This window comes from Sorangium sp. So ce394 (assembly GCF_051474665.1).
In the GTDB taxonomy this organism is placed as follows: Bacteria; Myxococcota_A; Polyangia; order Polyangiales; family Polyangiaceae; genus Sorangium; species Sorangium cellulosum_D.
The window spans coordinates 7,515,996-7,540,586 of the sequence record NZ_CP150339.1; the positions used below are offsets into that span (position 1 = coordinate 7,515,996).

General features: G+C 73.8%; 14 protein-coding genes. 5 read left to right on the forward strand and 9 right to left on the reverse strand.

Annotated elements, in window-relative coordinates; genetic code table 11:
• Nucleotides 1-38 precede the first annotated feature (38 nt).
• From WMF33_RS27390 to WMF33_RS27400, 3 genes are all read right to left on the reverse strand, one after another.
• Nucleotides 39-1,811, reverse strand: coding sequence for a glucuronyl esterase domain-containing protein (locus WMF33_RS27390; protein ID WP_437331386.1), 1,773 nt, complete (start codon nt 1,809-1,811; stop codon nt 39-41).
• Between the two features lie 631 nt (nt 1,812-2,442).
• Nucleotides 2,443-3,447: a Rieske 2Fe-2S domain-containing protein gene (locus tag WMF33_RS27395; RefSeq protein ID WP_437331387.1), complete on the reverse strand. Its 1,005-nt coding sequence runs from the start codon at nt 3,445-3,447 to the stop codon at nt 2,443-2,445.
• Nucleotides 3,448-3,509: 62 nt separating this feature from the next.
• Nucleotides 3,510-4,118, reverse strand: coding sequence for a TetR family transcriptional regulator (locus WMF33_RS27400; protein ID WP_061624898.1), 609 nt, complete (start codon nt 4,116-4,118; stop codon nt 3,510-3,512).
• Nucleotides 4,119-4,694: 576 nt separating this feature from the next.
• Here WMF33_RS27400 and WMF33_RS27405 point away from each other — a divergent pair.
• Both WMF33_RS27405 and WMF33_RS27410 read left to right on the forward strand, forming a co-directional pair.
• Nucleotides 4,695-5,288 (forward strand): hypothetical protein, encoded by a 594-nt coding sequence (locus WMF33_RS27405; protein WP_061621211.1) that lies wholly within the window; start codon nt 4,695-4,697, stop codon nt 5,286-5,288.
• A 466-nt stretch (nt 5,289-5,754) separates the two neighbouring features.
• On the forward strand, nt 5,755-6,963 hold the full coding sequence (locus tag WMF33_RS27410) for a hypothetical protein (RefSeq protein WP_437331388.1): 1,209 nt from the start codon (nt 5,755-5,757) through the stop codon (nt 6,961-6,963).
• A gap of 76 nt (nt 6,964-7,039) precedes the next feature.
• Here WMF33_RS27410 and WMF33_RS27415 read toward each other — a convergent pair whose 3' ends face one another.
• Nucleotides 7,040-8,569, reverse strand: a complete 1,530-nt coding sequence (locus WMF33_RS27415; protein ID WP_437331389.1) for a phytoene desaturase family protein — start codon at nt 8,567-8,569, stop codon at nt 7,040-7,042.
• Nucleotides 8,570-8,798: 229 nt separating this feature from the next.
• Here WMF33_RS27415 and WMF33_RS27420 point away from each other — a divergent pair, with 229 nt between their 5' ends.
• Together WMF33_RS27420 and WMF33_RS27425 are read left to right on the forward strand one after the other, a co-directional pair.
• Nucleotides 8,799-10,505 carry a protein kinase domain-containing protein gene (locus WMF33_RS27420; RefSeq protein ID WP_437331390.1) on the forward strand — a complete coding sequence of 569 codons (1,707 nt, stop codon included), beginning with the start codon at nt 8,799-8,801 and terminating at the stop codon, nt 10,503-10,505.
• A gap of 176 nt (nt 10,506-10,681) precedes the next feature.
• A complete protein-coding gene (locus WMF33_RS27425) occupies nt 10,682-15,829 on the forward strand; it encodes a translocation/assembly module TamB domain-containing protein (RefSeq protein ID WP_437331391.1) in 5,148 nt (1,715 codons plus the stop codon).
• A gap of 47 nt (nt 15,830-15,876) precedes the next feature.
• Here the strand turns inward: WMF33_RS27425 and WMF33_RS27430 are convergent, their stop codons facing one another.
• On the reverse strand, nt 15,877-16,374 hold the full coding sequence (locus WMF33_RS27430; RefSeq protein ID WP_061621555.1) for a hypothetical protein: 498 nt from the start codon (nt 16,372-16,374) through the stop codon (nt 15,877-15,879).
• Between the two features lie 78 nt (nt 16,375-16,452).
• Here WMF33_RS27430 and WMF33_RS27435 point away from each other — a divergent pair, with 78 nt between their 5' ends.
• Nucleotides 16,453-17,211: a class I SAM-dependent methyltransferase gene (locus tag WMF33_RS27435; protein ID WP_437331392.1), complete on the forward strand. Its 759-nt coding sequence runs from the start codon at nt 16,453-16,455 to the stop codon at nt 17,209-17,211.
• Nucleotides 17,212-17,230: 19 nt separating this feature from the next.
• On the opposite strand, the gene WMF33_RS27440 is transcribed toward WMF33_RS27435, so the two are convergent.
• The 4 genes from WMF33_RS27440 to pnp all read right to left on the reverse strand — a co-directional run bounded on the left by WMF33_RS27440 (nt 17,231) and on the right by pnp (nt 24,307).
• Entirely contained in the window at nt 17,231-18,289 is a 1,059-nt protein-coding gene (locus WMF33_RS27440; RefSeq protein WP_437331393.1) for a hypothetical protein, read from the reverse strand.
• 84 nt (nt 18,290-18,373) lie between these two features.
• The gene (locus WMF33_RS27445) at nt 18,374-20,320 is read right to left on the reverse strand and encodes a protein kinase domain-containing protein (protein ID WP_437331394.1); all 1,947 of its coding nucleotides are present in this window, start codon (nt 20,318-20,320) and stop codon (nt 18,374-18,376) included.
• Nucleotides 20,317-21,744, reverse strand: coding sequence for a pyruvate kinase (gene pyk, locus WMF33_RS27450; protein WP_063823676.1), 1,428 nt, complete (start codon nt 21,742-21,744; stop codon nt 20,317-20,319). Before pyk ends, WMF33_RS27445 begins: the two co-directional genes overlap by 4 nt.
• A gap of 289 nt (nt 21,745-22,033) precedes the next feature.
• Nucleotides 22,034-24,307, reverse strand: a complete 2,274-nt coding sequence (gene pnp / locus WMF33_RS27455) for a polyribonucleotide nucleotidyltransferase (protein ID WP_437331395.1) — start codon at nt 24,305-24,307, stop codon at nt 22,034-22,036.
• Nucleotides 24,308-24,591 lie beyond the last annotated feature (284 nt).

Consider the following 24,591-nt stretch of genomic DNA (forward strand, 5'->3'; position numbering starts at 1 on the left):
GCCCGGCGCCCGGCACCGGGCTCAGAGCTCGACGACGACTAAGGCAGCGTCGGAGTCGTCCAGTCTCTCCACTCCGACAGGTTGCCAGTCGCCTTGCTTGCCGCCGAGATGACGCCAGAGCTGCTCCCGGTCTTCGTCAAGAATTTACGGATGTTCTGCCGCAGGGGCTCGTTCCACTCGGTGCGCTGCGCGCAATGAGAGCCGTCCGACACCGCCGAGATGTAGGAGATGTTGCCCTGTGCGCCCAGCGCCTTGTACACCTCTGCGCCGGCCAGCGCGGCCACGTGCGCAGACTTGGGGCCGAGGTTCGCGATGTGCGGATTATCCATGATGAAGAGGCCGCGCGGCGCGACCATGGCCACCACTTCGTGCGTGTCCAAGGGCAGAGACGTGACCCTGCTGGTGAACGATCCGAACGCGTCGCCCAGCCAGTAGGTCTCCCCGTAGGCGCTGCTCGGGCTCTGCGCTCCTTCCCCGGGGATCCCGCGCCAGATCGGGACGCCGCCGCTGCCAGACTCGATCGGCAGGGTCAAGGCGATGCGCTGGTCGAAGGCGCCGATCGTGAATGCCCCCTTGCCGAAGCGGGAGCACCCTGAGACCCCGACAGCGTCTGCTTTGAGGATGGCGCCGCCCGACTGCTCGATGACATCGAGGATCCGGCTGACGCCCCAGGACCACGCGGCGAGGAGGCCCGTGGTGCTGTTCGAGCCGTAGATATCGTAGAACGCCCCTCGCTTGGCGCTCCGCGACCCGGATTCGCTCCCGACCGCGTAGGGATCGTAGTTGATGATGGCGACGCCTTCGCCCTTGACGAGGCTGGTGTTCAAGGGGAACCCGAGGAAGCCTCCCCCCAGGCCGACGATCGCCGGGTAGGGCCCCGAGCCGGTGCTCGGCAGCTCGACGCTGGCGGTGAAGCTGGTCCTCTTGCCTTGATGAGACACGTTGACGGTGATGCTGGTCCTGGAGACGGTCCCCGTGACGCTCTCAGGCTTCGGCGGCTTCGTGCCGTAGATGTACTTCTCGGCTTGCTTCTTGATCTCTTGCCTTCGGCAGCGCCAGTCGGCCTTGGTGGAGATGCGCGATCCGTCGAGCTTCTTGAACGGGTCGGGCAGCTTGGCGATGGCGGGGAGAGACCCTGCGTCCGGCAGGCTGGAGACTGCACAATCGGTCCCCTCATCCTCCACGACGCCCCCGCCCGAGCCGCCACCGCCGCCGGAACCGCCCGCGCCGCCACCGCCGCCTGCGCCGCCGGAACCGCCCGCGCCGCCCGCGCCGCCAGCGCCGCCTCCGGTGCCTGAGCTGCTCGACGCGCTGCTGCTGGAGCTGCTCGACGCGCTGCTGCTGGAGCTGCTCGACGCGCTGCTGCTGGAGCTGCTCGACGTGCTCGATCCGCCGCTGCCGCTGACCGACACGAGCGAAGGCCTCCCGGTGCCGTTCGCGCAGAAGCCCCAGCTCGTCGACCCTGCCGCCTTCAGCGTGCCGTTGTAGGTCTCATTGACCACGCTGAGCTGCCCGCCCGACGGCGTGCCGCGCGCGCCCCAGGCGTTGCTCACCGTGGACCCGTTGAGCGCGACCACCATCCCCCAGGCGGTGGTCTGGCTGCCGCTCGTGTTGGTCACGGTGACGTTCGCGCAGTAGCCAGTACCCCACTGCGACTGAAGCGCCAGATCCGCCGTTATCGCACCGTCCGGGCTCTTCAGCCCGGAGTCCAGCAGCTCGATGTCCTCGTCCTCGAGGTGCTCACCGCCGCACGACGTCAGGCCGCAGGCGAGCGAAGCAGAGATATAGCCAAGCAAGCGAGTGATGCGCATTCAGGTTCTCCATGTTCGGACCGCTCGAGCCGCGGTCATCCTCTCGAGCCGCGGTCATCCTCTCGAGAAGGGGATGTGCGCCAGTAGAGACGCCTGCGAGCTCTCCCGATCCATCGGTTAGGAATCAAGATTCCCGGCCAGCGCGCTTTTGATCACGGTTGCACCCGCGGGCATGTGCCGACCCCATGCCTGGCATGCATGACGTTTGTCGGAGCGAACCTCACATCGCGGTCGCCCTGCGAGATGAGGCCGGACATCGGAGGAAGCAAGAGAAGCTCGGACGCGCAGCCGCACGAAGCGAGTCCTCCCGGCAGCACCATCACCCCGAGTCAACCCCTGAGCGCCCGGCCGAGAACGGTCCAGGTCGCCAAGGGGCGATTAGGCCATCTACGCAGACGCGCGTTGAAAGGCAAGACTCTTTTCGTCCTCACGGCCGTTTTGCCATGCAGCGTACAGCCACATTCCTCCCTTGCGGTGAAGCTTCACGAACAACCGCGCTGGACCGTCGCGGCGGCGTTGTACAGCATGTCTGATATCGCGATGCCCGGGCCGGGGCGCGGGCGGGTGCAGGATGCCCGGAAGCGGCGGCGCAGGGCGCCCCGTTTGCCGTTTGCGTTTGGGCCACACCGAGCTACGCCATCACCCGGAGGACCCGCCGCTCCGGCAGGCTCGCGCGCCGCTGCTCCCACTCGCCGCGCGCCGCCCACTCGAGGATGCGGCGCAGGAGCAGCGCGGGCGCGTCCGCCTCGACGTGGTGCTCGCGGAGCTCGCCCTGCCCCGCGGAGGCCGCCTCCGCGCTCTCCAGGAGGAGCCGGTCCTGCCGGAGGATCGCCGGCTCTTCCCGGCGAAAGCGCGCGCGCGCCCCGAAGGGCAGCGCCCTCGCAATCATCCACTCCAGGCGGCACCGGTCGGCCGCGGTCGGGACGAAGTGCAGGACGATCCGGCGCGCGGGCCCGCCCAGCGAGCGGACCTCGACGCGGTCGGGGAGCTTGAACGACAAAAGCGTCTCCGGCGACCGCCGCCCGGCCGCGCCGCCGTCCTCGCGGATCGGCCCGCGCAGCGTCATCCCGTCGGGCGTCGGCCGCACCTCGAGGAGCTCCTCGCGCAGGCCGCGGAGCAGCGCCGTGTAGAACTGCCAGTGCGTCCACGGGTGCGCGAACGCCGGATGACACCAGTCGAGGTTGTTCTCCAGGCCCTTGGCCGAGGCGCACCCGAGCTCCACCGAGCCCTGGTCCCAGCGGTGCGCCGCGAAGCCCTCGATGCCGGGCACGGGCGGCGGCGCGCCGCCGTCGCCGCCGAGCCAGACCCACACATACCCGTCCTGCTCCGCGCAGGGGAACGCGGGGACACCGCACCTCTCCGGGACGCGCCTCCCGCCCGCGAGCGACGGGATATGCACGCACGCCCCGCCGCCGCCGTACCTCCAGCCGTGGTATCCGCACGCGAGCTCGCCCCGGGTCACGCGCCCGAGCGACAGCCTCACGCCGCGGTGGCAGCAGCGATCGGCGAGCGCGCGGGGGCGGCGGCCGTCTCCGCGGAACACGACGATGTCCCGATCGAGCACCCGGACGGCGCGGGGGGCGTCCCCGAGCTGCGATGAGGGGCAGGCAACATACCAGTACTCCCTGAGGAACATGATCTCACCTCCAGCAAACATTCACGGATGTATGTAAATCGCCAAAAAAAAGAGCGCCTGTCTCAGCGCCGGAGCCCGCGGACGAAGGTCGCGACCATGCGGCGCACGGCGGCCTTCGACGCCAGCGCCTTCGGGTCCATGAGGTGCAGCGCGGTCGCGCCGTTGACGAGGCTGACGGCCGCGAGCGCGGCCGCCTTCGGGTCGGCGGCGCGGTCGATCTGGCCGGCCGCGATCCCCTTGCGCACGAGGTCGGCGATCGTGTCGACGAGGCGGCGCACGCTCGCGACCTTCTGCTGGAACGCCGGCTCGAGCTCGGGCAGGAGCTCGGTCTTGAACAGCGTGATCGAGAGGACCGCGCGGTACTCCGGATCTTCGTCCAGGACCTCGAGCGATCGCGTGAGCAGGCGCTCGATCGACTCGAGCGGCGAGTAGCTCGGGGAGAGCGCCTCGGCGAAGACCTCGTTCGCCCTGGCGAAGCGCTCGCCGACGAGCGCCGCGTAGAGCTCCACCTTGCCCTTGAAGTGCCAGTACACCGCGCCCCGCGTGAGCCCGGCCTCCGCGGCGACGTCCTGGAGCGTCGCCGCCGAGTACCCCTTGCGGCCGAAGACGAGCAGCGCCGCGTCGAGGATCTGCTCGCGGGTCGCCGCCGCCTCCTCCTTCGTCCGTCGCACCCGGAGGTTATACATTCACGGATGTATGTTTGCAAGCCCGCCCGCCGCCCGGGCTGAGCAGGGGGCCCGCGGCGGGCCGCCGCGCCCCACCCCGCCGCCGGCGGCGCCCGGCGCCACCCCTCGCCCGCGGTCAGCGTCAAGCGCCAAGTCGCCCCCGGCTGTGACAGACCACGTCCGACCCCGTCCACGTGGAGAGCGCGCCCCGAGGACTCCAGTTCTCCACAGGCTTTCTCCACAGGAAGAGCCCAGGGACAACAGTTGGATTCTGTCGATTACCATCGCAGCGCGCGCCCCCTCTCGTCATGGCCCTCGCGGAGCCTGGCCGAACCTCGCGCGGAAGGGCGAGCCGGCGTCCGAAGCGTGCGCACAAGTACGCGTATTTACTTGATTTTTACGCGCCAGGATCCCGGCCGTCCGACCCTGACAGGTTGGGACAATGTCCGTCCGATCGATCCCTTTTCGGACGGGTCGAAGATGGCTATCCATGGTAGACATCAAAAACGCGGCGCGACGGCGTGTCTCTCGCACGACGCGTGTAAATGGCGCGCCGGAACGCTTCGTTTTGGAGGAGACTTCATGGAAAAGATCTCGCTCACGTACTTTGTCGACTTCGTTCTCAAGGCCGGGACGCCCAAGCTGACCGGCGTCAGGGAGTTCAAGGAGCGGAAGGACGAGCTCCACACGGACTTTTACAGGCAGGTGCGAGAGGCGATCGTCGACATGCACAGGAGCGGAAAGCCCACCAGCGTGCTCGACGGCTTCCTCGCCGCCCAGCACGACGAGCGGCGTCGCCGCATCTACCCGTCGGTGGTGAATGGATACCGCAAGTTCCTCGCCTCGGCGAAGATGACGTGGTTCGAGCCGCCGACGTCGACGTACCGCCTCGGCGATCTCGAGATCAACGTCAATCCGGAGCTCGGGCTCGTCATCGACGGGACGCCGCACGTGATCAAGATGTATTTCCGCGGCGAGCCCCTGTCGTCGAAGCGCGTGTCGGTCGTGCTGAACCTCTTGATGAACGGCCTCGCCGAGAGCACGCCGGGCGGCGCCTTCGCGGTGCTCGACGTGCGGAACGCCAAGATTCACACCTTCAAGGTGCCGAACCCGCGGCTCAACCTGCTGCTCCGCGGCGAGGCGGCCTCCTTCGCCACCATCTACACGGGGCTGTGACCGGCGCGCGGGCGGCGCGCGTCGCACCACGTCATCTCCCGGCGTCCACCGGGCCCGGGGCGCCCACCGCGCCGCCGGCGTCGCCGCGCCCTCCGCCGCTCATCCCGGCGGAGGGCGCGCGGCGCTCCCGCCCGCCCAGCGCAGGGTCCCGCGCAGGCGGCCCGCGCGGCGGACGGTGTGGCGGGCGGTCGCTGCGATGCCGCCATGCGGCGTCGCAGCGACGCCGCGGCGCCGTCACGCCGCAGCAGCAGAAACCTGCAGCGTCGCGGCCCGACGACGCCGCACAGGCAATCAGCTGTAGGAGATCTACGCCTCTGGCCACATCGCAGCACGCACAAGCAGAGCGAAAATGACCGATTCCGTGAAAGAGAACTACGATCAAGCCGGTAGCTTCAGTTATCCTCAGTCTGCCATGGACCGTCGCGCGCAGATCACCGCAACCCCGCTTCATGTACCCAGCATTCTTGTGGTCCTTGATCCGGCGTGGCCGGCGCTCTTCAGCCTGTGCCTCGCGGTGGCGCCGGGCTGCGGGGTGCTCCTGCACCGCTGCGACGCGGCCACGGCCGCGACGATCGCCGCCGAGCGGCGGCCGCTCGCGATCGTCCTGTCGAACGGCGTCTACGCGATGGATCCGGCCGAGTTCGACGCGCTCGCCCGGGACGTCCACTCGACGCTGCTGCGGCTCGACGAGGAGGTCAGCGAGCGGGAGCTGGAGGCGATGCTGAGCGGCGCGCTGCGCGAGACGCGCGAGATGAACGCGCAGCGCGAGGCGGCGCGGCGCGACGAGGGCAGCGGGCGCTACACGGTGATCGGCGCGCAACGCCGCGAGACCGTCGGCGCGATGAGCGCCGCGGACGCGCGCGCGGCGTCGCGGCCGGGCGCGAGCGCCGATCCCCGGCTCGCGCCGCGGCACCGCGATTCGTCGCCGGGGCCGAGCACGATGCCGCCGCCGTCGTCGCGCGCCGGCGCCCCACCCTCGGTCCGGCTGCCGCTGCCGAGCAGCCACCCGGTCACCCCGGTGCCCCCGTCCAGCGTGCCCCCGTCGTTCCGTTCGCCCCCCTCGGTGCGCTCGGCGCCGCCGTCGTCGCGCGCGCAAGGGCCCGCGTACGCCACGGGCGTGCCTCGCTCGGTCCCGCCGCCCGCCTCGCGCCCGCTCTCGAGCCTGCCGCCGGCGCATCCGACCGTCGCGAGCGCCCCGCTGTCGGTCCCGCCCCCGTCGACCCGCGCGGCGGCCGCCTCGGTGCGCGCCGAGCTGCGGTCGAGCCCGCCCCCGTCGACCCGCGCGCTGCCGAACGCGCCGCCGCCATCGTCGCGCGCGCCGGGGGGTCCGGTCGCGCGGCGGCCGACGCCGATGCCGGCGAGCTCGCCGGCCGGGCCGCCTTCCTCCACGCGGACGCTGCCGAGCCCGCCGTCCGTGCGTGGCATGTCGAGCTCGCCCGCCTCGGTCCGTTCGAGCTCGCCCGGCCGGCTCCCTGGCACCGAGCCCCCGCCGTCGATCCGGACGATGGGGCCGCTGTCGGCCCGCCTGGCCCCGCCTTCCTCGGTGCGCCCCGAGCTGTCGCCGCGCTCGGGCGTGCGGGAGCGGGGCAGCGAGGAGCTCGACGCCGTGTTCGAGGATCAGAAGCTGCCGCTCGACGCGCTCGCGCGCGGCAATCGGGGCAGCTCGACGCGCTGAAGCGCCGGGGCGGCGCTCCCCGGCGAGCGCAGAAGCTCGCCGGACGGCGCCGACCTGCCTCCCTTACCCTATCCGCCTACCCGCGCGGGCGCGCGACCCACGACACGGTGGAGGCCGCGACGCGCCCGAGCAGATCGCCGGCGATGTCGATGAGCGCGGGGGGCGCGGGGGCGCCGAGATCGCGGCCCAGATCGACGAGGATGCGGTCGACGCACTCCATCGCGCTCGAGGCGGCGAGCTCCATGCCGGCGCCGCGCCCGCCGGCGGCGCGCCCCGCGAGGTAGAGCCCCCGCACGGGCGTGTACACCGCCGGCCGCGCGCGGCCGACCTGGCCGGGCGTCTGCGCGGTCCCGGCCGCGAGCTCGGCGCCCGGCCCGCGCTCGTCCCCGGGCGAGCCGTCGACGAAGAGCGCCTCGGAGAGCAGGCCGGGCACCGCCCCGGCGAGCGCGCGCAGGAGCTCGTCGACCGTCGCGGGGGGCGCACCAGGCGAGGCGCCGCCGCTCGCGCCGGACACGGCGCACGCGCAGAGGAGCTCATGCCCGGGCGGCGCGAGCGACGGATCGAAGCGCGTCGGCGCGACGCAGTAGAACGGCAGGGCCGGCGCGCCGGCGCCGCCGCCGAGGCCGGCGAGCGCGCCCGCCGCGGCGAGCCGCCGGCGCAGCCCGATCTTCACCTGGGCCTGCCTCGGCGACGGCGTCAGCGCGCGGACGCGCGCCACGTACGCCTCCGGGAAGTGCGGCTCGCCCACGAGCTCCGCGACGGTGGACGCGAGGCCGGCCGTGCTCACCACGATGCGCGCCGACAGGGTCGTCCCGTCCTCGAGCTCCACGCCGCACACGCGCCGATCGCGCACGAGCACGCGGCGCACGGCCGTGCCCGTCCGCACGGCGGCGCCGAGCTCGCGGGCCAGGCGGCAGAAGACGTCGGGGATCCGGGCCGCGCCGCCCTCGGGGTAGCTCTGCCGCCCGGAGCGGGCGAGCTGGCGCAGGGCGAGGAGCGCCTCGCCGGCCGACGCCTCGGATCCGGGCAGCAGCAGCGGCAGGCCGAGCAGCCCGCCGAGCCGGGCCGCGGCCGCGGCGCGCGGGAGGAAGCGGGCCGCGTAGGCCTCGGCCGTCACGTCGTCGCACGCGGCCAGGTCCACGTCGCGCATCGCCGTCGCGTGCGCGAGGAGGCGCGCGGCGCGCGCGGCCTCCAGGGGCGTGAGCTCGAGGGCGCGCGCGAGATCCAGCGCGGACGCGGCCAGCCGCCGGAGATCCGCCGGGAGGGCGACGCGGCCGCCGCGCTGAGCCCCGGCGCTGCCCCCGCGCGCGGCGCCGGCGAAGCAGAGCGCGGCGGGCTCGCCGCTCTGGCGGAAGGCGATCGCGTCGCCCTGCCCCACGCGGCGGAGCACGTCGCCGAGCGGGCCGTCCTCGCCGCGGCAGAGCATGTGCGTGCCTGTATCGACACGGAAGCCGTCCCTCTCGACCGCCGCGGCGGAGCCGCCCAGGCGGCGCTCCTTCTCGGCGAGGAGGGTCGGGATGCCGGCGTGCGACAGGAGGAGCGCCGCGGCCGCGCCGCCGACGCCCGAGCCGATCACCACCGCGCGCAAGGGGACCTCGTCGTCCATGACGTCGCGAGAACATAACGCGGCGAGCCCGCGCGCGGCGTATCGCGCAGCACCGTCCGGCGTCGCGCGGCATCTCGCGAGGCGCGCGACCGCCGGGAGGCGCGCGACGCCCGCCGCGAGGCGCACGACCACCGCCGCGAGGCGCACGACCACCGCGAGGCGCGCGGCGAGCGTTGACCCTCGAGAGCAGCCGCCCGTAGAGTGTAGCCTTGCAGCCGACGTGCCCGCCATGAAGACCTGCCCGCAGTGCCACCAGCGCTATCCGGCCGAGAGCACCTTCTGCTTCATCGACGGCTCGTCGCTCGTCTCCGAGAAGGACCCCCGCATCGGGATGTCGATCGCGGGCCGCTACGTCATCGAGCAGGCGCTCGGGATCGGCGGGATGGCCACGGTTTACCGAGCCTACAACAAGCTCATCGGCACGCCGTGCGCCATCAAGATCCTGAACCGCGAGTTCGCGCAGGACACGACGACGCGCGAGCGCTTCCGGCGCGAGGCGCGGCACGCGCAGCGGCTCGCGCACCCGAACATCATCGAGATCTTCGATCAGGGCGACACCGACGACGGGCTGCCCTTCCTCGTGATGGAGCTGCTCCAGGGGACGAGCCTCGCCGACGTGGTGGAGCGCAGCCGGGTGCCGCTCGCGCGGGCGCTGCCCATCTGGGTGCAGATGGCGCGCGCCCTCGGCCGCGCGCACGACTTCGACGTCGTGCACCGCGACCTCAAGCCCGAGAACGTGTTCCTGCTGAAGGGCGACTGGGTGAAGCTCCTCGACTTCGGCATCGCCCGGTGCGCGCAGGACGCACGGCTCACGAACCTCGGCGAGATCTTCGGCACGCCGCAGTACATGGCGCCCGAGCGCAGCACGACCATCGACGCGGGCCCCCCGGCCGACCTCTACTCGCTCGGGGTCATCATGTTCGAGATGATCACGCAGCGGCTGCCGTTCGACGCGCCCGATCCGGCGAGCTGGATCCTGAAGCACCTCAACGAGCAGCCGCCGCACCTCCAGGAGCTCGCGCCGGAGATGCCCGACGCGCTCGACCGCCTGGTCAACGCCCTCATGGCGAAGGACCCCTCGGCGCGCCCCGTCGACGCGTACCGCGTGCTCGCGGAGCTCGAGGAGATCGCGGCCGCGAGCGGGATCGCCCTCCCCCCGCCGCCCGAGGCGATGCCGCGCGACTCGGCGGTGCGATCGCGCGGCGCCGGGCGCGATCCCTGGGTGAGCCGGCTCGATCTGTTCGAGAAGATGACGGCCCGCGCCTTCGGCGCGTCCGCGCCGGCGGAGATCCAGCGGCAGCTCGAGGGGCTGCGGGGCCTCGTGCGGGAGCACGTCGATCTCCGCTCGAGGGCGCTCGACGAGCAGCGGCGCCTCGAGGGCGTCGCCGAGGAGTGGCGCGACGGCCGGCTGCAGATCGGGCGGGCGATGGACGCGCTCACCGTCGACGCCTCGCTCACGCGCGAGGAGGCCCGCACGTTCCGCGCCAGGGTGGCGCCGCTCAACGCGGCGACGCAGGCGTTCGTCCCCGCGGTGCTGAGCGCGCACAAGGAGGCCGTGCGCTGGGAGGGCCGGTGCGGGTTCGCCGAGCCCTACCTCGAGCTCGCCGCCAGCTACCGCCGGCTGGCGGAGCTCGTCGAGGGCTGGTACGCGTCGCGGAAGGCGGACTACGAGGCGGAGAGCGAGGCGATCGCCCGCGAGCACGAGGTGGCCGAGGTGGACGCGCAGATCAAGAAGCTGCGCGAGCGCCTCGAGGAGCTCGATCGGCAGCTCGAGGCGCGGCGCCGGGAGTCCCAGGAACGCATCGCCGAGATCGGGCGCAGGGCCGATCAGCTCGACGCGGAGCTGCTCCACCTGGCCAGCCGCTTCTGCGCGCCGCTCCGGTCCAAGCCGGAGCTCGGCACGCTCTTCGTGGAGCTCGAGCGGCTCGCCGGCTGAGCGCTCCGGTCCGGCGCGCCGACGGCGGCGGGCGGATCCCCCGGCGCAGCGCGCCGATCCGGCGTGGACGCGCCGACGCCGGGATCGCGCCGACGCCGCAGCAGGCCCCCGTCGCCCGGCATTGCGCCGCGCGCCAGCACGGTCGCCGCGCCTCGCGCGTACTAAGCTAACCCCCCGTGACGCCCGCCCCCGCAGAAGAGCCGCGGCGCCCCTCGCCGCGCGCGCCGGGACGCATGCGCCGCGCCGCGTCCGCCGCGGCGGCGGCGCTCGGGCTGGCCCTGGTGTTCACCGGCGCCGCGGCGGTCGGCGTCGCGCTCCACCTCGACACGCCCGCCGCGCGCCGCGTCGCCCGCGACGCCACGAACCGGCTGCTCGGCTCTCTCTTCTACGGGCGGATCGTCGCCGACGAGATCGACAGGCTCGGCCTGAACGGCGTGCGGATCCGCTCCGCGGTCGCGATCGACCCGCGGGGGAACAAGGTGATCCGCGCGAGCGGCATCGCGGCGCGCGCCGACGTGCTCGCGATCGTCCGCGGCGCGCTCCTCGGGACGGGCGCGCTCCGCGTCGAGGTCCCGTCCATCCGGGTCGAGCAGATCGAGGTGCTGGTCCAGGACAACGGCGCCGACGGGGTCACCCTCGGCGACACGTTCGCGCCGCTGCCGCCGAGCCGCCCGCCGTCGTCGGCGCCCGAGGCGCCGCCGCGCGAGGTCGTCGTCGCGCTCTCGCGCATCGAGATCGGGCGCGGGTGGGTCCACGGGCAGCTCGCGCCGCCGCGCGCGCTGGACGCCGACATCAACCGGCTCGTCGGGTCGGTGCACGTCGGCCCGGACGGCGTGGCGGTCGACGTGGACCAGACCGGCCTCGTGGACCGCGCGCTCCTGCCCGCCCGGACCTCGGGCACGGCGAACTACCACCTCCGCGCGGGCGAGAAGGTCCGGATGTGGAGCAGCTTCGCCGGCCGGCTCGCCGACGTCGAGATCACCGCGCGGGCCGTGCTCGACGAGGATCACCTCGAGGCGCAGGCGAGCGTCCCGCGCGCCACGCCGGAGCAGCTCCGGAGCCTCCTGCCGGATCACCCCCTCACCGAGCCGGTCGCCGCGCGCGTCGCCGTGAACGGCGACCTCCCCCAGCTCGACGTGGCGGCCTCGTTCTCGGCGGATCCGGCCGGCCCGGCGGGGGGCAGCGTCGCCCTCGCGGGGCGGCTCGACGTGACGGGGCCCGTCCGGCTCGACGCCGACGTGCAGGCGCACGACGTGGATCTGCGGCTCTTCGGCGTGCGCTTCTCGTCCGATACGACGGGCGGCGAGCCAGGCGCCGCGCCCGCACGGACAGGCGCCGCGCCCGCACGGACAGGCGCCGCGCCCGCACGGACAGGCGCCGCGCCCGCACGGACAGGCGCCGCGCCCGCACGGACAGGCGCCGCGCCCGCACGGACAGGCGCCGCGCCCGCACGGACAGGCGCCGCGCCCGCACGGACAGGCGCCGCGCCCGCACGGACAAGCGCCGCATCCGCACGGACAGGCGCCGCGGCCAAGGCCGCGCCGGAGGAAGCGGCGACCTCGATCACCGCCGAGGGCCGGGTGCGCGTCGAGCTCGGCGACGAGCTCCGGCTCGCCGTCGAGGCGCGGACGGAGCCGACCGAGCTGCTCGGAGAGCGGGTGCCGGCCGCGGACGTCCACCTCGTGCTCGACCGCGGCGAGCTCCACGTGCGCACGCACCTCCACGAGCCGGGCGCGCCGATCGACGCCGCCGTCTCGCTCCTGCCGGGCGGCCAGGGCATCCGCTTCGCGGCCACCGCCGACATCCCGGCGATCGCCGCGGCCCCGCGCCTCGCCGGGCCCGTCGACGGCGCCGGCCGCGTGCGCGTCGAGGGGAGCCTCCGCGACGGAGCGCTCGACGCGCAGGTCGAGGGCGCGTTCGCCAGGCTCCGGGTCGGCCCCGACGTCGCGCTCGCCAGCGCGCGCTTCGCGGGGCGGGTCACCGGGCCGCTCGACGCGCTCGCGGTGAGCGGCTCGCTCTCCGGCCAGGAGGCGCTCGCCGGCGGCCGCACGTTCGACGAGGTCACGGCGCAGATCTCCGGCCCGCTCGCCGCGCCGAAGCTCCGCGCGACGGTCACCGACGGGGACGACGCCCTGGACGCCTCGGCCCGGCTGAGCTCCGCCACCGGGGCCCTGCGCGACATCGAGCTCCAGCTGAAGCGCGACGGCGCCGTGGTCGCCGGGAAGATCGCGGCCATCGACCCGTCGGCCGGAGGGCTCGCCGTCGAGGGGCTCGAGCTCGCCTCCCCCGAGCTCGGCTCGCTCAAGGGCCGGCTCGCGGTGCGCGGCGACGACGTGACCGGGCGGCTCCAGGGCGACGACATCGACGTCGGCCGCCTCGCGCGGATGCTCGGGATCCCGCTGCGCGTGCGCGGGCGCGCGGACGTCGACGTCGCGCTCGACCACGACCGCAAGGCCGGGCGCTCGGGCCACGTGCGGCTCGACCTCGCGGGCGGCGAGATCGCGTTCCTGTCCGGCGTCTCGGCGCGCCTCACGGCGACCTTCGAGCGCGACCAGCTCAAGGCCGACGGGCTCGTGCGCATCGACGCGGCGGCGCCGCAGCCGGCCGGAGGGCGCGCGGCGAACGGCGCGCCGAGCGATAGGGCGAACGACGCGCTGCCGCGGTGCGCCGGCACCCTCGCGAGCGTGCGGGTGTCCGGCGCCGAGGGCACGCTGAAGGGGCCTCTCCTGCGCGCGGAGACGTGGGCCGGCCTCGTGGGGCAGGCCGAGGTCGCCGCGGACGACTGGGACCTCGGGTGCCTCGCGCGGCTCATGCCGATCGCGCACGTCGTGAGCGAGGTCCGCGGCAAGCTCACGACCCGCTTCCGGGTGTCGCGCGCGCCCGGCGAGGCGTTCCCCTCGCTGCACGACGTGCTCGTGCGGACGCAGGGCCTCGCGCTCGCGGGGCCTCACCGCCTGGGCGCCGAGCGCCCCGCCTGGGACTCGCGCTTCATCGACGCGCAGCTCAAGGGCTCGCTCGACGGGACGACCGGCAGGGCCGAGGCCGCGCTGACCCTGTACGACGGCGGGCTGCTCGCCGACGCCTCCGGCTCGATCGACCTCGACCTCGCGGCGCTCGCCGGTCCGCCCGCGGGCCGGTGGACGTCGCTCCTGCGCTCGCCCATCGCCGCGCAGGTCTCCTTCCCGCGGCGCGCCGTGGACGAGCTCACCACCCTCCCCTCGTTCGTGCGCGACGCGCTCCCGCCCCTCGCCGGCGAGCTGCGGATCGACGCCTACGCGGGCGGCACCCTCGCGCGCCCGTCCCTGACCGCGCGCACCCTCTGGTGGGGCCTCACGTACGCGCCGCCGGGCGCGACGGGCGCGACGGATCTCATGTTCCCCACCGATCTCGACGCGTGGCTCACGTACGACAGCGAGAAGGCCACGCTGGACGCGCACGTCACGCGCGGCCCGGACGAGATCGCGACCGCGCGCGCCGAGGTGATCGCGCCCCTCGACCGCCTCCTCGCGGCCCCCTCGCCGCGCGCGCTGCGCGGCGCGCCCCCGCCCCCGGCGTGGACCGGCCGCTTCCGCGCGACGCTGCGCGACGTCCCGCTCGGCGAGATCCCGCTGCTCGGCGACAGCGGCATCGGCGGGCGCGTGAGCGGCGAGATCGAGATGCGCGACCTCAACGTCGCGCCCGCGCTCACCGCGCACCTCACGCTGCCGGGGGTCACGATCGGGAGCGATCTCGCCTTCGAGCGCGGCGTGCTCTCGGTGCGGATCGATCCCAAGCGCGGGACGGACCGCGGGGAGCTCCGCGTCACGGAGCTCGCGCTCGAGGGCCCGCGCGGCGGCAAGCTCCGGGCGAACGCGTTCGCCAGCGTGCGCTTCCGCCATGGGTTCCTCCCGATCCCCGACGGCGAGCACACCGACCTCGCCCTCTCGGCGGAGCGCTTCCGGCTCGCGGCGCTGCAGCCCCTGGTCGGCGGGCTGCTGAGCAAGATCGACGGCACCCTGGACGGCGACCTGCGCGTCGAGCTCGGCGGCGCGTCCGGGGACGAGGGGGGCAGCGTCCGCGCCCAGCTGGAGGTCCGCGACGGGGTCGTGCACATCCCCGAGCTCGGGCAGGAGCTGCGCGACGTCGCCGCCCGCGTCACGGCCGACGGCGGCGTCGTCCGGATCGAGGGCCTGCGCGCGGCGGGCACCACCGGGATGGCACAGGGATGGGCGCTCCTCCGGCTCAACGGGCTCGCGCTGCGCGACGGGGCCGGGGCGCTGACCATCGCCGACGACCAGGCGCTCCCGCTCACGCTCGAGGGGGTGCCGCTCGGGACCGCCTCGGGGATGCTGTCGTTCATCGCGGAGAAGAAGCCCGGCGAGCTCGCGCTCTACGCGACGGTCCCGAGGCTCCGCCTCACGCTGCCGGCGACGAGCAGCCGCGACGTGCAGCCGCTCGGCGACAACCCCGACATCTCCGTCTCCCACCCGCTCGGGCCGGAGAAGCAGAAGCGCGCCGCGGACGCGCTCCGCTACGCGATGACGTTCGACGTGCGCGACGCGGCGGTCAGCGGCGCGGGGCTGCGGCTCTCGCTCCGGAGCGACGAGGACGCGCCGCCGCGGGTGGAGATCGGCGAGGACGTGCGGGTGTCGGGCGGCATCGTGATCACGCGCGGCGCGCTCGAGATCTACGGCAAGGCGTTCGAGATCGAGGGCGGGCGCGTGCGCCTGCGCGAGGAGGACGCGTCGAACCCGCACCTGAACGCCACGGCGCACTGGGACGCCCCGGACGGCACGCGGATCCACGTCGCCTTCAATGGCAACCTCCGGCCCATCACCGAGCGGTCGCTGCGCTTCACGTCGAGCCCGCCGAGCTCGCAGCAGGACATCCTCGCGCGGCTCCTGTTCGGCGCCGATTTCTCCGAGGGCGCGCAGGCGGCGGGCGCCGAGACGCCCGGGGGGGTGGCCGTGGGCCGCGTGGCCGCGTCGGTCGGGAGCGAGCTCGCGACGGCGCAGTTCAACGCGCTGCTGAGCGGCATCGCGCCGCTGCGCGGGCTGTCGACGCGGTTCGGGACCACGGCGGACGGCACGCTGCGGACGAGCCTCGTCTACCGCCTGAACGACGATCTGACCGCGCAGGCCACCTTCCAGGAGGGCGCGGTGCGGGGCACGACCAGCGAGAGCGGGCCGACCACGGGGGGCACGGCGAGCGAGCGCGGCACGCGGACCGAGGTCACCATCGACTGGCGCTTCGACGAGCACTGGACGCTCCGCGGCACCGTGGGCGTCGACGAGCGCCAGACGACCTCGGGCGTGCTCGACCTGCTCTGGCACTACCGGTACTGAGCGGCGCGCGGGGCGCCTCCGCGCCGCGGGGGCGTCAGCGCGCCGCGCTACCCCGCGGCCCGCGCGGGCAGCCGGATCTCGCGCCCGGCGACGCGGAGCGTGGGCGGCTCGGCCTCGACGAGCAGCGGGGCGAGCTGCGACTGCGCGTGGCGCGAGAAGCGCGCCTCGAGCGCGCCGCCGCGGGCGCGCGCGTACACGACGCCGTCCTCGCCGAGGGAGAGCGTCCCCGGATCGAGCGGCTCCTCGGTCCCGTCGAACAGGACCAGCGTGACTGCGCCGCCGTCGCCGATCCGGAGCGCGTCGACGAAGAGCGGGGCGTCGTCGGCCTGGAAGTAGCACCAGTCGTAGCCGTTCGAGAGGATCGGACGGCCGTCGTCCGGGTGCCGCGCGATCCACGCCCTGAGCCCGCGCTCGAGCGCGGGGTGGTCGACGCGGGCGCCGTCGTGCCAGAAGCGGCCCTCGCGGTCGAGCCGGATCGAGCTCTCGCGGGACGTCCCTGGGGGCGGCGCGAACCGGAAGAAATCAGGATGGTCGCCGGGCTTCATGGGTCACCTCGCAGGAGAGATGCGGCCCGACGCGGCGCCGCGCAAGCCGCGCGCGCCGGGGAGTACTATAGCGAGCCCATGCGATCCCAGACGGACGAGGCCACGGCCGACGAGCACCTGCGCGCGACGCGGGCGTACTACGACGAGTTCTCCGCGCGCTACGAGGACCGGCGCGGGGGCCGCGACGTCGGCGGCTACCACGACCTCGTCGACGCGCTCGAGGTCGACTTCGTGCGGCGCTTCGGCGAGGGCCGCGACGTGCTCGAGGTCGGGTGCGGCACCGGGCTCCTGCTCGCGCGGATCGGCGCGTTCGCGCGCTCCGCGCGCGGGGTCGACCTCTCGCCCGGCATGCTCGAGCGCGCCCGCGAGCGCGGCCTCGACGTCGTCGAGGGGAGCGCGACCGCCCTGCCCTTCGCCGACGAGAGCTTCGACGTCGCCTGCTCGTTCAAGGTGCTCGCCCACGTCGAGGACGTGCGCCGCGCGCTGTCGGAGATGGCGCGCGTGGTGCGGCCCGGCGGGCACGTGATCGCGGAGTTCTACAACCCCTACAGCCTGCGCGGGCTCGTGAAGAAGCTCGGCCCGGCGGGCGCCATCAGCGATCAGACCCGCGAGAGCGCCGTCTACACGCGCTTCGACGCGCCGCGCGCCGCCGCCGCCCTGATGCCGGAGGGCGTGCGCGTCGTCGCCTCGCGGGGCGTGCGCATCGTGACCCCGTTCGCGGCCGCGATGCGCGTGCCGGGCCTCGGCCGGCTCCTGCGCCGGGCGGAGTGGGCGCTGTGCGACACGAGGCTCGCGGAGCTCGGCGGGTTCTGGATCGCCGCCGCGCAGAAGGCGTGAGCCGCGCCGCCGGCCCCGGTCAGAACCGGCCGAGGAGCCCCGCGTAGAGGCCGCCGGGGAGCGCGGAGATCGTCGGCGCCGCGGAGAAGCCCGGGGGCGGGGGCGGCACGCGGCGCGTGCGGAAGGAGACCCGCTCCGGGATGAACGTGATCTGCGCGTGGGCGATCCCCGCCGCGACGAGCGTCGCGAACGTCCCGAAGGCCACGCGGTTGACCGCGGCCGCGGTCTCGATCCGGCTGTTCAGCGCGTCGATGTCGACGGCCTGCGCGGGGGTGCCCGGCGCCCTGGGCCGCGGCGTGACGTCGACGTTCGTGTAGCTCGACAGCGCCAGGGCCGACACGATCGACGTGCCGCCGGCGACCGCCTGGCCGACCAGGAAGAACCAGCCGAGCCCTTCGTCGCCGTTCTGGAACTGCCCCACCCCGAACGGCAACATCGCGATCCAGCGGGAGTTCCGCTCCACGACCCGCTCGCTCCCGGCGAGCCGGTGGAGCTCGGCGATCCAGCGGCGCTCGTCGTCGCGGCCCCGCTCGATCCGCAGCCGCTCCGCGCGCTGCGCCTCCGCCTTCTGCCGGGTCATCTCCTCGATGCGCGCCCGGCTGCGCGCCCGGACCGCCGTGAACCGGTCGATGACCTCGGGCTGGAACACCGCCGGGTTCGGCGCGTACACCGGGTTGTCGAGGAGGATCTGCTCGATGTAGGCGTCGGCCTCGCTCGTGCGCCGCAGCGCCACGAGCGCCGCGGCGGCGAGGCCGCGCGCCCGCTCGACCAGCGCGGGATCCGAGATCCGGCACGGCTTGCCTTCGACGTCGGTCGCGCCGCGCTCGCAGGGCGGGCTCGCGGGGTCGAGCATCGCCGCGAAGCGGCTCACGGCCTCCTCGTAGTGCCCGGCGTCGAAGCGCGTCTTGGCGAGCTCGAACTGCTGCATGTCGTCGGCGGCCGCCGGGCCCGCGCAGAGGAGCGCGAGGGCGCCCGCCGCGGCCGCGGCGAGGCGCCGCGGCGCGAGCAGAACGCGGCCGCTCCCGACCGATGGGAAGCGAGCGCCGGGAGATTTCCCGCCTGGAGTTCGCGCAGCCATGCGGAGGGGTGCGCCGTGATGTAGCGGAGTTTGGGCGGGGATGCTGAGATTTCCGGCGCCGACGCCGCAATGAAGGCGTCGCCGTCAGCCGGACGGCCAGGAAACGGTGTTCGACTCGCCGGCCACGAGCGTGACGTTGCCGACGAGCGGCGCCGCGTCGGGCGTCGGGGGCGTGAAGATGCAGCGCCCGCTCCAGAACACGTCGTTCAGGGTCACGGTCTGCGGGGCGCCCGCGAAGCCGATCAGGCCGATCTGCGGGCACTGGTACTGCGCGCTCGGCGGCGCGCCGCTCAGGACGACCGTGCTGGGCAGGATCTCCAGCTTGTGGACGATCCGCTGCGGCGCGGTGACCCCGGGCTTGGGCGCGACGACCGAGATGACGCCCGAGTACGGCTTGCAGCACCGCGAGTTGGGCACGCTGATGTCGACGCTGTGCGCGCCGATCTTGAGCGGCGTGACCTTGTTCGCGCCGAACCAGTTGATCTCGACCCCGTCGAGCACCAGCTTGGCGCCGCTCGGGACGATCTGGAAGACGACGTCGCGGACCGCCGGCGCCTCGGCCGGGGATGCGGCCGCCGACGCGACGGGCGGCGGGTGAAACCGCGGGCGGGGCCGCGGCGCGATCGCGCCCTCCGCGGCGCCCGGCGAGACCTCCGCGGCGCGCGGCGCGCCCTCCGCGGCGCGCGCCGCGACCGCGCGCAGGTTCGGCGGCGGGACCAGGGCGTCGATCGGCGCCGGCCGCGGAGGATCGCCCGCGAGGGGCGCGTCCCCCTCCGGAGGTGGAGCATCGCGCAGCGCGCGCGCCACGCCGAACGCGGCGACGCCGAGCCCCACCGACGCGAGCGCCACGAGCAGCGCGCGCCGCGCGAGCTGCCTCCGGCTGCGGCTCGCGTTCAGCTTCGCGATCCGCTTGAGGATGGTGAGGTCGTTCGGCGCGAGGGCGAGGGCCCGGTTGTAATCGGCGGCCGCGCCCGGCACGTCGCCGCGCTTGCGGCCGGCCTCCGCGCGCGCCACGAGGCGCGGGACGAGCCGCGCGGCGTGCCGCTCGGCGTAGCCCGCGGGGTCGGCGAAGTAGGCGGCGAGCTCGGCGCGCGGCTCCGCGACGCCGAGCTCGCCGAGCTCGGCCCGGATCAGCTCGGCGAGCGCGCGGGGGCTCGCCGTGCGGCCCGCGATGTCGTGCGAGAGGGCGCCCGCGATGATCCGGCTCCAGCGCGCGCCCACGGCGGGCCGCTCGCGCTCGGCCTCCGGGTAGACCCCCTCGATCACCCTGCGGAGCACCTGCGCCGGGTTCTTGCCCTCGAACGGCAGGTGCCCGACGAGGCACTCGTAGAAGAGCACGCCGAGCGCGAAGACGTCGGTGCGCGCGTCGACCTCGCCCCCCTCGATCTGCTCCGGCGCCATGTGCGCCGGCGAGCCGAGCACCTGCCCGGTCGACGTGACGCCCTGGGCGTCGAGGATCTTGGCGATGCCGAAGTCGGTCAGCTTGATGACCACGCTCGCGCCGTCCCAGCTGCCGTCCGGGCGGTCGGACGGCAGCTCGACGAGCACGTTCTCCGGCTTCACGTCGCGGTGGATGATCCCCGACGCGTGCGCGTGCTCCAGGGCGTCGCACAGCTCGAGCACCACGGCGGCGCCGATCTCGGCCGGCATGTCGCGGTGGGCGTTCAGGATCTTGCGCAGCGTGGAGCCGCGGAGCAGCTCGACCACGAGGTAGCGCTCGCGATCCTGCTCGCTGGAGACGTCGTACACCTCGACGATGCCGGGGTGGCGCAGCTTCGCCGCCGCGCGCGCCTCGGCGACGAAGCGGGCGCCGACCTCGGCGTTCTCGCGGAGGTGCTTGTGGATGATCTTGACGGCGACCTCGCGGCGGAGCCGCGGGTCGCGGGCGCGGTAGACCGTGGCCATCCCGCCGTGGCCGAGCTCCTCGATCAGCTCGTATTTCTCGAGCTTCGGGAGGCCTTCTGCGCCCGCGTGTCTGGAGAGGGATTCCTGCTCGCCCGTCGAGCCCCTATCGCGGGCGAGCAGGCTCATTCAACGACCTTCACCCGAATCGCGTTGGTCGACCCCGAGACGCCGACCGGAGCGCCGTAGATGGTGACGAGCTTGTCGCCGGGCGAGACGAGGCCGTTCGCGAGCAGCTGCCCGGTGGCGCGCTCGATCATCTCGTCCGAGTTGCGGAGCGCGTCGACGGGGAACGGCACCACGCCCCAGAGCAGCGCGAGCCGCCGGCGCGTCGTGTCGTTCGGCGAGAAGGCGACGATCGGCACCACGGGGCGCGCCTTCGATGCGTACCGCGCGGTGAGGCCGCTCTCGGTGAACGCGATGATGAGCTTCGCGCCGATGTCCTTCGCGATGTCGCACGCGGCGCGCGCGGTCGCCTCGGCGACGTTCGCGCGCTGGCCGGGCTGCTCGCTCGAGAGGTAGCGGTAGAACGAGCTCTGCTCGGCCTCGGTGACGATGCGGGCCATCATCCGCACGACGAGCGGCGGGTGCGCGCCGGTCGCGGTCTCCTGCGAGAGCATGACCGCGTCGGTGCCGTCGAAGACGGCGGTCGCCACGTCGCTCGCCTCGGCGCGCGTCGGGCGCGTCGCGGTCACCATCGACTGGAGCATCTCGGTCGCGACGATCACCGGCTTCTGGTGCACGCGGGCGAGGCCGAGGATCTCGCGCTGGATGATCGGCACCCGCTCCGGGTTGAACTCCACGCCGAGATCGCCGCGCGCGACCATGACCCCGTCCGAGGCGAGGATGATCGACTCGAGGTTGTCGATGGCGCCTGGCGTCTCGATCTTGGAGACGATCGGCGTCGGGCGGCCCCAGGCCTCGCAGATGTCGCGGACGTGCCGGACCTCGTCCGCGTTGCGCACGAACGAGAGGGCGACGTAGTCGACCCCCTGCGCGAGGCCGAAGCTCAGGTCCGCCTTGTCCTTCTCGGTGAGGGCGGAGATGCGCACGCGCCTGGCCGGCAGGTGCACGCCCACGCGATCGCGCAGGCGTCCGCCCTGCGTCACGCCGGCGTGGACGCGATCGCCCTCGACCTTGGTGACGGTGACCACCACGCGGCCGTCGTCGATGAGGACGACGTCGCCCGGCTGCAGGTCGGAGGCGAGGCCCTCGTAGAGGATCGGGATCTCGCCGGGCGTGGCGACGGGGCTGTCCCGGTTCGCCTCGACCAAGGTAACGGAAGCCCCGTCAGCGACCTCGAAGGTGTTGCCGGGGAAGCGACCGGCTCGGATCTTCGGGCCGCAGAGATCCTGCAGGATCGCCACAGGCTTTCCGCAGGCCTCCGCAGCCGCGCGGACCGTGGCGATTGCCTTGCCATGATCCTCATGCGAGCCGTGAGAGAAGTTGAGTCGAGCGACATCCATACCGGCGCGGATGAGCTGCTCCAGCGTCGTTTGAGAGTCACACGAAGGGCCAATGGTACAGACGATTTTCGCTCTGCGTACGAGCACGGGCGGAGCATGCCACGAGCAGGGGTCGCGACACTACCCTGATTGTGAAGGAGCCATGCGGACTTCACCGGATTCCAACAAAGCCGCTGGGTGGACGAGCCCGGACGCGGCGCGCGCGTCGGCGCAGCGGCCGAGCGCGCAGGCCCGCCGCGGGCAGCGCGCTCCACGCCGCGGGCGCCGCGCGAGGCCGCGGAACGCTGAAAATCAGGCGATCTCTGTGAGGGGCGTGAGCGACGGGGAGGTCGGCGCGCGCCGCAGCGCGGCATGACCTCCCCCCGGGATCTCGTGGCTAGGAGCGGCGCTCGCGGCGCTCGCGCGGCGGCGGCCCGCCGCGATCGCGCTCCATGCCGGGCCGCGGGCCGCGGTCGCGGTCGCCGCCGCGCCCGCCGCCCGGGCCGTCGCGCCGCGGCGGCGGGCCGGCGTCGCGCGCCTGCGCCATCCGCTCGCGCGCCCGATCGCCCTCCTCGCCCTCCGGCAGCGGGAGCAGCTCGCGCCGGCTCAGCCGGATCTTCCCGTCGCGATCGACGCTCAGCACCTTCACGTCGACCGAGTCGCCCTCCTTGAGGACGTCCTCGACGCGCTCGACGCGCGTGTGGGCCATCTCCGAGATGTGCAGCAGGCCGTCGGTGTTCGGGAGGATCTCGATGAACGCGCCGAAGTCGGTGATGCGCTTGACCGTCCCCTTGTAGGTCGCGCCGACCTCGGGCTCGGCGGTGAGCCCCTTGATGATGTCGAGCGCCCGCTTCACCGCGTCGGAGTCCGACGACGCGACGTTCACCGTGCCGTCGTCCTCGACGTCGATCGCGACGCCGGTCTGGTCGACGATGCCCTTGATGGTCTTGCCGCCGGGGCCGATGATGAGCCGGATCTGGTCGGGCTTCACGCGCACCGTGGTGATCCGCGGCGCGTACTGGCTGAGCTCGGGCCGCGTGGTCGGCAGCGTCTCCAGCATCTTGTTCAGGATGTGGAGCCGCCCCTCGCGCGCCTGATCCAGCGCCTGCATCAGGATCTGCCGGCTCAGGCCGGCGATCTTGATGTCCATCTGGATCGCGGTCACGCCGCGCGCCGTGCCGCAGACCTTGAAGTCCATGTCGCCGAGGTGATCCTCGTCGCCGAGGATGTCCGAGAGCACCGCGTAGCGCTGGCCCTCCATGATGAGCCCCATCGCGATGCCGGCGACGGGCGACTTGATCGGCACGCCCGCGTCCATGAGCGAGAGGCACCCGCCGCAGACCGCCGCCATCGACGACGAGCCGTTCGACTCGAGCGTCTCCGACACGATCCGGATCGTGTAGGGGAACTGATCCGGCGGCGGGATCATCCGGGAGAGCGCGCGCTCGGCGAGCGCGCCGTGGCCGATCTCGCGACGGCCGGGGCCGCGCAGCGGCTTCGTCTCGCCGGTCGAGAAGGGCGGGAAGTTGTAGTGGAGGTAGAAGCGCTTCCACGTCTCGCCCATCAGGCCGTCGATCTTCTGCTCGTCGGTCGAGGTGCCGAGCGTCGTCGTGACGATCGCCTGCGTCTCGCCGCGCTGGAACAGGGCGCTGCCGTGCACGCGCGGGAGCAGGCCCACCTCGCACATGATCGGCCGGATGCTCTTGCCGTCGCGGCCGTCGATGCGCCGGCCCTCCTCGATGACGTACGTGCGGACGACGTGCGCCTTGCGCTCCTCGAACTCGGCCTTCACGAGCCCCTGGAGGGGCAGGAACTTCTCGGCGCCGAGCTCGGCCCCGAGGGTCTCGGTCAGCTTCTTCTTGAGCGTGCTGTAGCCGTCGTAGCGCGCCTTCTTGTCGGTCACCCGCGTCGCCGCCTTCAGGTCCCCGTCGACGATCTGGGCGACGCGCTGCTTGACGTCGTCCGGCAGCGCCGGCGCGACGAACTCGCGCTTCGGCTTGCCCACCGCGGCGCGCATCTTCTCGATGAGGTCGATGACCGGCTGCGCTGTCTCGTGCGCGAACATCAGCGCGTCGATGATCTCGGCCTCGGTCGCCTCCGCGGCGCCGCCCTCGACCATCACGATCGCGTCGCGCGAGCAGGCGACGACGAGGTCGATGTCGCACCGCTCGATGTCGGCCACCGTCGGGTACGCGACGAACTCGCCCTCGAGGCGGCCCACGCGCACGCCGACGACCGGCCCTTGCCAGGGGATGTCCGAGATGTGCAGCGCGGCGCTCGCGCCCGTCAGCGCGAGGACGTCGGCCTTGTTCTGCTTGTCGCTGGAGAGGACCGTGGCGATGATCTGCGTGTCCCGCTTGAAGCCCTCGGGGAAGAGCGGGCGGAGCGGGCGGTCCATGAGGCGGCTCGAGAGGATCTCCTCCTCGCGCTGGCGCGCCTCGCGTTTGAAGAACCCGCCGGGGATCTTGCCGGCGGCGTACGTCTTCTCGACGAACTCGCAGGTGAGGGGGAAGAAGTCGAGGCCCGGCCGCTCGTCCTGCGAGACGGCGGTCACGAGCACCATGGTATCGCCGTAGGTGACGAGCACGGCCCCGTGGGCCTGCTTCGCCAGGCGGCCGGTCTCGAGGGTGAGGGCGCGGCCGCCCACCATGACGGATTCACGAACGAACATCAGGATTTCAGCTCTCTCTCGCGCGATCGCGAGGGCCGCTGCGTGCGGCGCTACGCCGAGCGCGAGGGGCTGCTCTTCTTCCTCGATTCCTGCGCAGGAGCCGCGCTGCTGCGCACGAAGCGAAGACGAAGACGCGCGGAGCCCGCGCTCGGGAACGGCGAGGCCGAGCGGCCCGCCGTCCCGTGGTCAATGAATGTGCTCCTTAAAGCGTTCGCTCCGCCCTCGCCAGCGCAAAACGCATGCGTTCAGGGGTGCGTGCCGCAAAACCTCCCGAACGGAAGGGC